Source organism: Alcaligenes sp. GCM10023179, from assembly GCF_042653705.1.
In the GTDB taxonomy this organism is placed as follows: Bacteria; Pseudomonadota; Gammaproteobacteria; order Burkholderiales; family Burkholderiaceae_B; genus Alcaligenes; species Alcaligenes phenolicus.
Genome location: NZ_JBHSIQ010000001.1, coordinates 290,910 through 303,036, shown reverse-complemented (window position 1 = coordinate 303,036; position 12,127 = coordinate 290,910). Strand labels below are relative to the sequence as shown.

The 12,127-nt window shown below is 56.9% G+C and carries 8 protein-coding genes; all 8 read left to right on the top strand.

Annotated features, from left to right (window positions below):
* Nucleotides 1–36: 36 nt before the first annotated feature.
* The 8 genes from ACFPDR_RS01370 to ACFPDR_RS01335 all read left to right on the top strand — a co-directional run bounded on the left by ACFPDR_RS01370 (nucleotide 37) and on the right by ACFPDR_RS01335 (nucleotide 12,126).
* On the top strand, nucleotides 37–2,019 hold the full coding sequence (locus ACFPDR_RS01370) for a ligand-gated channel protein (protein ID WP_009463473.1): 1,983 nt from the start codon (nucleotides 37–39) through the stop codon (nucleotides 2,017–2,019).
* A 177-nt stretch (nucleotides 2,020–2,196) separates the two neighbouring features.
* Nucleotides 2,197–3,285: a hypothetical protein gene (locus ACFPDR_RS01365; RefSeq protein WP_376910278.1), complete on the top strand. Its 1,089-nt coding sequence runs from the start codon at nucleotides 2,197–2,199 to the stop codon at nucleotides 3,283–3,285.
* 69 nt (nucleotides 3,286–3,354) lie between these two features.
* Nucleotides 3,355–4,389, top strand: a complete 1,035-nt coding sequence (gene selD, locus ACFPDR_RS01360) for a selenide, water dikinase SelD (protein WP_035270166.1) — start codon at nucleotides 3,355–3,357, stop codon at nucleotides 4,387–4,389.
* Entirely contained in the window at nucleotides 4,389–5,483 is a 1,095-nt protein-coding gene (gene mnmH, locus ACFPDR_RS01355; protein WP_371478273.1) for a tRNA 2-selenouridine(34) synthase MnmH, read from the top strand. Before selD ends, mnmH begins: the two co-directional genes overlap by 1 nt.
* 171 nt (nucleotides 5,484–5,654) lie before the next feature.
* On the top strand, nucleotides 5,655–7,916 hold the full coding sequence (locus ACFPDR_RS01350; RefSeq protein ID WP_321387950.1) for a 4Fe-4S binding protein: 2,262 nt from the start codon (nucleotides 5,655–5,657) through the stop codon (nucleotides 7,914–7,916).
* 62 nt (nucleotides 7,917–7,978) lie between these two features.
* A complete protein-coding gene (gene nosZ, locus ACFPDR_RS01345; RefSeq protein ID WP_021447219.1) occupies nucleotides 7,979–9,883 on the top strand; it encodes a TAT-dependent nitrous-oxide reductase in 1,905 nt (634 codons plus the stop codon).
* A 7-nt stretch (nucleotides 9,884–9,890) separates the two neighbouring features.
* Nucleotides 9,891–11,231, top strand: coding sequence for a nitrous oxide reductase family maturation protein NosD (locus ACFPDR_RS01340; RefSeq protein ID WP_376910275.1), 1,341 nt, complete (start codon nucleotides 9,891–9,893; stop codon nucleotides 11,229–11,231).
* Nucleotides 11,215–12,126, top strand: coding sequence for an ABC transporter ATP-binding protein (locus ACFPDR_RS01335; protein ID WP_376910273.1), 912 nt, complete (start codon nucleotides 11,215–11,217; stop codon nucleotides 12,124–12,126). Before ACFPDR_RS01340 ends, ACFPDR_RS01335 begins: the two co-directional genes overlap by 17 nt.
* Nucleotide 12,127 lies beyond the last annotated feature (1 nt).

The following is a 12,127-nucleotide window of genomic DNA, read 5'->3' as shown; positions in this document are numbered from 1 at the left end:
CACACGCTAAAAACAGACACAAATTGGAAGTCGTCAATGAAATCTCTATTTACCGTAAAGCGCTTGCCGCTCGTTCTGGCAGGCGCTTTTGCTGCTAGTGGTGCCGTTGCCCAAGAAAGCACACCCGTCCAACTCAGCCCAGTGGTTGTTACCGCCTCGGGCTTTGAGCAAGACATTAAAGAAGCTCCTGCGTCGATTACCGTCATTACCCGCGAAGACCTGGAAAACAAGTTCTACCGTGATGCCTACGACGCCCTGCAAGATGTGCCTGGCGTCATTGTGACTGGCGGTGGTGACCGTCGCGACATCACCATTCGCGGCATGAGCTCCAAATACACACTGATCCTGATCGACGGCAAACGCCAAAGCTCGACAGAAACCCGCACCAACTCGGACTCCTCCGGTGTGGAAGGCGGCTGGACCCCTCCCCTGTCCGAAATTGAACGTATCGAAGTGGTGCGCGGCCCCATGTCCTCGCTGTATGGCTCCGACGCCATGGGCGGTGTGATCAACATCATTACCCGCAAAGTGCCCAAGGAATGGGGCGGTTCCATTCGCCTGGATAGCACCTTGCAATCGCACAGCCGCTCTGGCGATATTTTCCAGGGCAATTTCATGCTGGGTGGCCCGATCAAGGATGGCGTACTGGGCTTGCAAGTCTATGGACAACAAACCAATCGCAAAGAAGACGATATCTACAACGGTTATCGCAAGCGTGAGTCCTTTGAAGTCGGTGCCAAGCTGAGCCTGACCCCTTCGGAAAACCACAGCTTTGTGCTGGAAGGCAGCACAAAGCGTCAAAAATACAATTCCACCTTGGGCAAGACCGTTGAGCCAATTGCGCCCGGCACTGCTTGCGGACGCTCCGGTTGCCCTGCCAGTTCCGAGACAGATTACCGCGGTGAAAAGGTCTCTTTGACTCACAGTGGCAACTGGGGATTTGCAACCTCTGACACCTACGTGCAACAGGAAGACTTCAACAACAAGTCGCGTGACATGCGCATCAAAAATACCGATGCACGTACTGCATGGGTTGCCCCCCTGGGCGATCATCTGCTGACGCTGGGTGCCTCCTACCAGCATCAAAAACTGAACGACGAAACCGGTAACCAGCTCACAACTGGAATCAACCGTATCAAACGCACCCAATGGTCGCTATTCATGGAAGACGAGTGGAGCCTGACCAACAGCTTCGCCCTGACCGGCGGCCTGCGCTACGACCACGACGAGAACTTCGGCAAACACTTCAGTCCACGTATCTATGGCGTGTGGTCTGCCACAGACAACTGGACTATCAAAGGCGGTGTATCCACCGGCTTCCGTGCACCTGACCTGCGTCAAACCATCCCTGGTTGGGGCCAAGTCAGCCGTGGTGGCAATATGTACGGTAACCCTGACCTGAAGCCAGAAAAATCGCTGTCGCAAGAACTCGGCGTCATGTATGACAGTCTGGAGGGCTTCTCCGCTGGCGTGACTTTGTTTAATAACGACTTCAAGGACAAGATCACTCGCGTTGCATGCCCGGCCAGCAAATGTACCGACGGCCCTAACCAGTTTGGTTCCGACCCCACTACTTACGAGAACGTGGACAAGGCGGTAACCCGTGGTATTGAAACCAACTTCAGCTGGGATCTGGCTCAAGACTGGACCTTGAAAGCCAATTACACCTACACCCATTCCAAGCAAAAGAGCGGTCCTAACGAAGGTCAGCCTCTGAATCAAATGCCCAAGCACATGGCAAATGTCAGTCTGGATTGGCACCCTACAGAAAAAATCAACACATGGGCTCGCGTGAACTACCGTGGCAAAGAAAGTGAACCAGTCACCTCTGCCTCTTCCTCGACAACACGAGCTCCGTCCTACACCTTTGTAGATCTGGGTGGCACCTACAAACTGAACAAAAACGTAGACCTGTACGCGGGTATCTACAATATTTTGGATAAGCAAATCCGCTACGATGATTACGGCTACGTCGAAGATGGTCGTCGCTACTGGCTAGGTGTAGGTTTGCGTTTCTAAACACCTATAGTCCCTTCAAATGGCCGGCGCCTCTAGAGCCGGCCATTTTTATTTCTCCACTGCATTCGTCTACCTCACCCGACCGATAAGCTCTTCCTTCAGCCATAACAGCGCTAGACTAAAGCCTGGTTGGCCAGCTTTTTCTGGCTACAGAATCACCACATTCGGGAGCTGATCTTGTCGTCCACCGAGTCTGATCTCGCGATCTACGCCGGGCCTCGTGCTTATCGTCATATTCAAAGCAATGGCTTGCATGCCAAGGACATCAGGACGCTGATTGGCAGCGCGGGTGGGCCCAAGGCTTTGGCGCTAACCGGGCTGGATCAGTATTTGTTTGGCGACTGGCTCAACACACATGATGAACCGCTATGGCTATTTGGCAGTTCCATCGCTTCCTGGCGCTTTGCCTGTGCGGCCCAGAGCGATCCGTACAAAGCCTTTGCGGACTTTGCGCAGCTTTATATACACAGCCCCTTTCTGCCCAAATCCACGGTAGCGGACATTACCCGCTCTACCCAGACCATGCTGAAAACCTTGCTGGGGGACGCCGACTCACAGGCTGCCATCTTGAACCATCCACGCTATCGCTTCGCCATTACCGTGGCACGCAGCAAGGGCTGGGCGGGTTCCCGCAACCCCAAACAGCTTGGTGCAGCCCTGCTCAGCTGCATGGTCGGCAATTATGTGCACTCTGCTATCCCGCATTGGTTCTTTGAGCGGGTTATCGTGCACGACACCCGCAGCCCCTTGCCCATTCACCGCAGACATCAAGACCTGGCTCGCTACGCCGCACTGGATCAGCACAATCTGTTCGAGACCCTGGCCGCCAGCACCGCTATTCCACTCGTGATTGACGGTGTGAATGCCGCCCATAACTGGCCTGCCGGTCTATACCGGGATGGAGGCCTAGTCGACTACAACTTCTGCACTCTGGATCTGGATAGCCCAGGCTTGACCTTGTTTCCGCATTTCACTCAAAAGATCAGCGCCAGCTGGTTCGACAAATACCTGCCCCGTTGGCAAAAGGCTCGCCGCCGTCACAACCTGGACAATCTGATTTTGCTGTGCCCGACCGAACGTTTCTATCGGCGGCTAAAAGACCGCAAAATCCCCGATCGCTCCGACTACAAGCGTTTACCCGACGCAGACCGGCGTATTGCCTGGCAAAACTCCGTCGAACAAAGCCAGCGACTGGGCGAGCAATTTGCACAGTGGGTGGCCGCCGACCAGTTGGCCCAGCGCGTTCGACCTCTGCCCTTTCCGTAGCAAAAGCCTGCAGGGCATAGGGGCAATTTAGTATCATTTCATCTTCAACCTCTTTCTTGGTACGCGCTCATGGATACTCCCATTCGTCTGACCCAATACAGTCATGGAGCCGGTTGCGGCTGCAAGATTTCCCCCAAAGTATTGGACATTATCCTGGCGGGAAGCGGAGCCCAGAACGTGGACCCGAACCTGTGGGTAGGCAATACATCACGTGATGATGCGGCTGTGTACGGTTTGAATGAGGAAACAGGCGTCGTTTCGACCACCGACTTTTTCATGCCCATCGTGGACGATCCGTATGACTTTGGGCGCATTGCTGCGACCAACGCCATCAGCGATATCTACGCCATGGGTGGTAAACCGATCATGGCCATCGCCATTTTGGGCTGGCCCATCAATGTCCTGTCCCCTGAAGTTGCCCGCGAGGTCGTGCGTGGTGGGCGTGCGGCTTGCGATGCCGCTGGCATCACCCTGGCCGGTGGTCACTCCATTGATGCCCCCGAGCCTATTTTTGGTCTGGCTGTAACTGGCGTAGTTGATAAAGGCCAGTTAAAACGCAACGACACCGCAACCGAAGGCTGCCAGCTCTATCTGACCAAGCCTTTGGGTATTGGCGTGCTGACCACGGCCGAGAAAAAAGCCAAGCTTCGTCCTGAAGATCAAAACCTGGCCCGCGACTGGATGTGCACGCTCAACAAGCCCGGCAGCCGCTTTGCACAACTGCCCGGTGTTAAAGCCATGACCGATGTGACTGGCTTTGGTCTGCTGGGCCACCTGATCGAAATGGCAGATGGCAGCGGCCTGACCGCCCGTCTGAATCTGGACCGTGTGCCCCTGTTGCCCGGCATTGAATACTACCTGCAAGAAGGCTGTGTGCCCGGCGGCACGCAACGCAACTTCGACAGCTACGGCCATCGCATCGCTCCTATCAGCCAGGATCAGATCAACATTCTGTGCGACCCACAAACCAGCGGCGGTTTGCTGATCGCCGTAGAGCCTGCTGCCACTGCCGAGTTTCTGGCAACAGCACAAGAACTTGGCCTGACCCTGGAAGCCATCGGGGAATTCATCCCCGCCAAAACCCACGCCGTCGAAATCGCTTGATGCGTCCTGATACCCACCACTACCGCGAGCTGTTCCTGAACGATGTGCCTTTGATGGACGCTCGCGCTCCCATCGAATTCAGTAAAGGCGCCTTTCCCGGCGCATTGAACCTGCCACTGATGAACGACGAGGAGCGTCACCTGGTGGGGATCTGCTACAAGCAACATGGCCAGGATGCCGCCATTGCCTTGGGTAACAAGCTGGTCAGTGGCCAGCTCAAGCAAGCTCGCCTGCAGGCCTGGGCACAATTCACGCAAGACCATCCCGACGGCTACCTGTATTGCTTTCGAGGTGGCCTGCGCAGCCAGATCACACAAACCTGGCTGCGCGAAGAGGCAGGCATTCCCTATCCCCGCGTAGTGGGCGGCTACAAGGCTATGCGTGGCTTTTTGCTGAATAATCTGGAACAAACCGTCGGCAGCGCCCGTTTTCAGGTTCTGGGCGGCATGACGGGTACTGGCAAAACCGATGTCCTGCAGCAGCTTGATAACAGTCTGGACCTGGAAGGCTACGCCCATCATCGTGGTTCCAGCTTTGGCAAACACGCCACCAGCCAACCCAGCCAGATCGACTTCGAGCACAGGCTATCGATCGCCATGCTCAAAAAAACGGCCCAAGGGCACCAGCGCTTCGTCCTGGAAGATGAAAGCCAAACGATAGGCCGTTGCAGCCTGCCACTGGGCCTGTACCGGGGGATGCAGCAGTGGTCCATCATCTGGCTGGAAGATAGCCTGGAAAACCGCATTACGCGCATCGTGCGCGATTACGTCCAGAACCTGCACGCGGAATACACAGCCCAACACGAGCCGCAAACAGGCTTTGCGCTCTTTGCCGAACAACTGCGTCAAAGCCTGGCCCGCATTACCAAGCGCCTGGGCCATCAACGCTACCAGCAGCTGGCCGCCATCATGGACGATGCCTTGCAGGAGCAGGAGCGCAGCGGCGCGCTGGAGGGTCACCGGGACTGGATCGGTGGTTTGCTGACGCAATACTACGACCCCATGTACGCCTATCAACGCGAACAAAAAGCGGAACGGATCATTTTTCAGGGTGATGCCGACGCGGTCCTGAATTATTTGCGTCAGCAAGGCTGAACCTCATCTAAAGCCCGGCCAGCAAAGCCCGCCATCATTCCTCACAGATCAAGAACAGACTGACGCCGACCCACATCCACTCTTGTCAGAATCTGTCTTTGCTCTGACACAAAGAGTAAACAAAGGGTAACCCCTACCATCTCGCAAGAATCTTGTTGCAGGTGGTAAGAAATGACGTCCCTCAATCGCGTTGCCCGGCATGTTCAGTTCCGTATTATCTGGCTCCTGCTTTTGGTACTGGCAGCCTGTCTGATCAGTCCTCCGGCACACTCCAGTTCACGCATTGCCCATTTCCTGCCGGACATTGCCCTTAACGAGATCTTTCCCACCGCCACCTACACCAGCGAGCCCGCAGGCACTTTGCCTGTTGCCAAGGTCTTTAAGGATCAGGAACAGCTAGGGTATGTGTATGTGACGACCGACATCGTCAACACCCGTGGTTACTCCAGCTTCCCCATCGACACTCTGGTCGCCATGAGCATGGATGGCAGCATCGTCGCTGCCAAACTGTTGGAACACCATGAACCCATTGTCTTGATTGGCATCCCCGAGTCGCGGGTAGAGGCCTTCATTCAAGGCTATGTGGGTCAGAACTACATCAAGAACCGTCCCAAACCCGGCGCACCACCACCTGTCGACATTATCAGTGGCGCCACCGTGACCTTGATGGTGGTCGGTGACAGCATCATGCGCTCTTCGCAACTGGTGGCCCGGCAAGAAGGCATAGGCCAGCCTGCCGCCCCCGCCACAGCACCGGCTGCAGTCAAACGCAGCATAGACAGCAGCAATCAAACCATTGCAAGCTGGGATGAATTGCTCCAAAGCGGTGCCATCCAACGCCTGCACGTCAGCGTGGCCGACATCAACCAGGCCTTCATCGACAGTGGCCGTACAGAAGCCGCCGCTCATCCGCAGGAAGGCGACCCACAAGACACTTTTATTGATCTGTACGCCGCCCTGGTCAGCGTGCCCAGCATTGGAAAAAGCTTGCTGGGCGAATCTGACTACACATACCTGCAGCAAGAACTGAAACCCGGTCAGCAAGCCATGTTGGTCGTCGGGAACGGGTTGTACTCCTTCAAAGGGTCAGGCTATGTACGCGGCGGGATTTTTGACCGTATCGAGATCGTCCAGGATCTGGACAGCTTTCACTTCACCGATCTGGACCACCAACGTCTGCCCGGCGTAAAAGCCGCCAATGCCCCTGACTTCAAAGAAGCCGCCCTGTTCAAGATTCCGGCTACCGCTACCTTTGATCCGGTCCAGCCCTGGCGGCTGCAACTGCTGGTCCAGCGCGTGCTGAGCGTCAAGGATAAAGCCTTTGTAACGCTGAACCTGAATTACCAGCTTCCTGATGCCTATTTGACAGCGCCCCCTCCAGCAGCCGTTGCAGCGGCCCCCGATGCCGCAGAGCACCATGACCTGGAAACCGCCGGCGAGCCTTTGTACAAGCAAATCTGGGCGGGCAAGAAAGTGCAGATTGCCGTGCTGCTGCTGTCCTTGCTGACCTTGGGTGGAGTCTTCTTCTTTCAGGACACGCTGACCAAGCACGAGGTCTTTTACCAACGCTTTCGCATCGGCTTTCTGCTGTTCTCCCTGGTCTGGATTGGCTGGTACGCCTCGGCCCAGTTGTCCGTGGTGAACGTACTGACTTTCTCCCACGCACTGCGCACCGATTTCCGCTGGGAGTACTTCCTGATGGATCCGCTGGTCTTCATTCTGTGGATCGCTACCGCCATCTCCCTGATTTTCTGGAACCGGGGTGCCTTCTGTGGCTGGCTCTGTCCCTTTGGGGCGCTGCAAGAGCTGGCCAACAAGCTGGCCCGCTTCCTGCGCATTCCGCAAATCAAGGTGGCCTATAGCGCCCATAAGCGCCTGGTGTCCATCAAGTACGTGATCTTCATTCTGCTGTTTGGCTTTGCCCTGTACGACATGGCCGTGGCAGAAAAGATGGCCGAAGTCGAACCCTTCAAGACCGCCATCATCCTGAAATTCATCCGCGACTGGCCCTTCACCATCTTTGCCGTGTTGCTGCTGATTGCCAGCCTGTTCATCGAGCGCTTTTACTGCCGCTACCTCTGTGCCTTGGGCGCTGCCCTGGCCATTCCCGCCCGCTTGCGCATCTTTGACTGGCTGCGTCGCTACCCCATGTGTGGCAACCCCTGTCAGCGCTGTGCAACCGACTGCCCCGTCCAAGCCATCGAGCCAGAAGGCCCGATCAACCCCAACGAGTGCATCCAGTGCCTGAACTGCCAGATGCTGTATCACCACGAGAAAAAATGCCCGCACCTGATTCAAAAGATCGCCAAGCGCAAGCGAGATAAACCGGCCCCCGTTGCCGTTGCCAGCTCGCTGCAAGACGATGCTGCTGCCCGCCCTACCGTGCGTCCACGCAGCGTAGACAGTACCGATTCCACGCCAGCCACGCCGTGAGACGGCTGGGCGCGCCCCAGCGCCAAGTCGGTCACGTCATCACACAAAAGGAAGATCACACCATGTCCGAGAACACACAGGATAAACACGGCTTGAGTCGCCGCGCCTTTCTGGGCACCGCCGCCTTGTCAGGTGCCGCAGTCGTCAGCGCCACCCATATTGGCAATGCTCTGGCCGATACGAAAAAAGCACCGGACGGGCAAAACGCCCACATTGAGCCGGGTGAACTGGACCAGTACTACGCCTTCAACTCCGGCGGTCAATCCGGCGAAATCCGCATCATGGGCCTGCCCTCCATGCGCGAGCTGATGCGCATCCCGATTTTCAACATTTGCAGCGCGACGGGCTGGGGCATTACCAACGAAAGCCGCCAGATCATGCGCGCCAACCTGACGCCTGAAACCCTGGCCTTTGCTGACTCCCTGGGCGGTATCCTGCCTAACGGCGATGCCCACCACCCCCATATGTCCTTTACCGACGGGACTTACGACGGGCGCTTCATCTACATCAATGACAAGGCCAATAACCGCGTGGCTCGCGTGCGTTGCGATGTCATGAAGTGCGACAAGATCATCGAGATCCCCAATGCCGACGGCATCCACGGCCTGCGCCCCCAACGTTACCCCCGCACCGGCTATGTGTTCTGCAACGGCGAACACATCGTTCCCCTGCCCAATAACGGCACCATCTTCGGCAACCCCAAAGAGAACTACTTCTCTGTCTTTACCGCCATTGATGGCGACACCATGGAAATTGCCTGGCAGGTGATCGTGGACGGCAACCTGGACAACTGCGACGCCGACTACCAGGGCAAGTACGCCTTCTCCACCTGCTACAACTCCGAAAAGGGGCTGGACGTCGGCGAGATGAGCGCCAACGAGCAGGACTGGGCCGTGGTGTTCAACCTGAAGGCTATTGAAGACGGCGTCAAGAAAGGCGACTTCAAAGAGATGCAGGGCGTCAAAGTGCTGGATGGCCGCAAAGGTTCGCGCTATACCCGCTACATTCCTGTGCCCAACTCCCCGCACGGTTGCAATGCCAGCCCCGATGGCATCCACGTGGTGTTTAACGGCAAGCTCTCGCCCACCGTCACCATGATTGACGTGCGCCGCCTGGACGACTTGTTTGCCGACAAGATCAAACCGCGCGACTGCGTAGTGGCAGAGCCTCAACTGGGTCTGGGCCCACTGCACACGGCCTATGACGGCCGCGGCAATGCCTACACCACGCTGTTTATCGACAGCCAGATCGTGAAGTGGAACATGGCCAAAGCCATTGAGGCTTACCAGGGCAAGGACGTAGACCCCATCATCCAGAAACTGGACGTGCACTACCAGCCCGGCCACAACCACACCACCATGGGCGAGACCAAAGAGGCCGATGGTAAATGGCTGGTCTCGCTGAACAAGTTCTCCAAAGACCGCTTCCTGAACGTAGGCCCGCTCAAGCCAGAAAACGATCAGCTGATCGACATTTCGGGCGACGTCATGAAGCTGGTTCACGATGGCCCAAGCTTTGCCGAACCACACGACATGCTGCTGGTTGCAGCTGACAAAGTGCGACCCAAGCGCGTCTGGACTCGTGACGACCCATGGTGGGACGGCGCACGGAAAATGGCTGAAAAAGACGGCGTCACCCTGGAGGGTGCGTCCAAAGTCATTCGGGATGGCAACAAGGTGCGGGTCTACATGACCGCTGTGGCACCCGTGTTCTCCGTCCCCAGCTTCGAGGTCAATCAGGGCGATGAGGTCACCGTCGTCGTCACCAATATGGAGATGATCGAGGATTTGACCCACGGCTTTACCTTGTCCGGCTACGGCGTGGCCATGGAAATTGGACCGCAGCAAACCAGCTCGGTCACCTTCACGGCTTCGCGCCCCGGTGTGCATTGGTACTACTGCCAGTGGTTCTGCCACGCACTGCACATGGAAATGTCCGGTCAGATGAACGTGAAACCCAAAGCCTGACGGTGACATGACGCCTTTCTGCCTGCTCCCTATCCGTGCACGATGCCTCAGCCCAACCCTGGTGCTGAGGCTGGCCTTCAAGCCGCTTACGGTCCTGGCCCTTACGGCCAGTGGTCTGGCTGCGCAAGCGGCCACCATTGAAGTGCCTGCCGATACATCGCTGCAAGCCGCTATCGATGCCGCCCAAGCCGGTGACATCCTGATGCTGGCTCCCGGCACGTATCAGGGCAATATCATCGTGAACAAGCCCTTGACACTTCAAGGCCCCAACGACCGGCAAGCCGTATTGATGGGTGAACGTGAAGGCCGCACGGTGTGGGTGCAGGCGGAAGATGTGCAGATACGTCAGATTACCGTGCGTAATTCCGGCTTGAGCCTGCCCGACATGGATGCAGGCATATTCCTGGATAAACCCGCCCATAACGCCCTGATTGAAAACAACGACATCCTCGACAATCTGGTGGGGGTATATGTCTGGGGGCCCCACAACGCGCTGGTGCAACACAACACCATCGTAGGCAATAAAGAGCTGCGTCTGAATGAGCGCGGCAATGGCGTGACCGTCTGGAACTCCCCCGGCTCACGCATCTTGTACAACGATATTTCTTGGGGTCGCGACGGCATTTTTTCCAATACCAGCCGCGACAATGTTTTCAGCCACAACCGCTTTACCCAGCTGCGCTATGCGGTGCACTACATGTACACCAATAACAGCGAGGTCAGCAGCAATGTTTCCATAGGCAATGACATTGCCTATGCCCTGATGTTTTCGCAGTTCCTGACAGTACGTGAAAACATCAGCATCAACAGCACGCATCAAGGCTTGATGCTCAATGCCGCTCAGCAATCGACCATTACTGACAACATCGTGGACGGTGCCGAAAAAGGCGTCTTTCTCTACAACGCCAACTTCAACACGATCTCCGGCAACCTGATTCAGAACACCCAGATCGGGGTGCACTACACCGCCGGTTCCGAGGGCAATGAGATCACGGAAAACGCCTTCATCCAGAACCAGAATCAGGTGAAGTATGTGGGTACCCGCTACCTGGAGTGGTCCAGCAAGGACCGGGGCAATTACTGGAGCGATCACAGCGCCTTTGACCTGAACGGTGACGGCATTGGTGACACCGCTTATCGCCCCAATGGCCTGATTGAACAACTGGTGTGGCGAGCCCCTTCGGCCCGCGTGCTCTTGAACAGCCCCGCCGTTTCCATTGTGCGCTGGGCGCAAACCCAATTTCCTGCCATTTTGCCCGGCGGCATCATCGATAGCGCACCGCTGATGCGTGCGCCCGACAATCCCGTCTGGGAGCGCTACAAGGCCAATCATGACTCCAAGCAATAACTGTACAGCCCCCGTGGCGCTGTCCAACGTCAGCAAACTGTATGGTCAGCAGCGTGCCGCCAACGCGGTGAACTTCGAACTTTACCCCGGCCAATGTACGGTGCTGGCTGGCCACAACGGGGCAGGCAAAAGCACCGTCATCAAGCTGATTCTGGGCCTGATCCGCGCCGACGAAGGCAAGGTCACGTTGCTGGATCATGACGCTGGTTCCTCCCAGGCTGCCCGACTACGGGCCCATATCGGTTACTTGCCCGAAACCGTCGCCCTGCACCCCGCCTTGACCGGCACCGAAACACTGGCCTTTTACGCTCGTCTGAAAGGGCTGCCGACCCGTGACAACCAGGCCTTGCTGGCACGTGTCGGCATTGCACAAGCGGCTCACAAGCGCGTGGGTACCTATTCCAAAGGCATGCGCCAACGCTTGGCACTGGCTCAAACCCTATTGGGCAAACCTCGTGTGCTGTTACTGGATGAGCCCACCACTGGACTGGACCCAGCCTCCCGTCTGCTGTTCTACGAGATCGTCCAAGAACTGCGCGATGCCGGGGCCACCATCCTGCTCAGTACCCACGCTCTGGCGGAGATGGAACGTCTGGCAGACCGCATCATCGTGATGCAACAAGGACGCAAGATTGCTGATGGCACTTTATCCGAACTGCGCCAACACGCTGGCTTGCCGGTACGTATTCGCCTAACCGTAGAGCAGATCCCCGATTCTGTCCCACAGCACTGGAATGTCATCGGCACCAATCGTCTGGAACGTCATTGCACCGAAGCCGAAAAAATCCAGATTCTGCGCGAAGCGCATACCATCCCCGGATTGACCGACCTGGAGCTGGAATCCCCCGGTCTGGACGAGTTGTATGCGCACTTTTTGAAGCGCGAGGATTACTAAG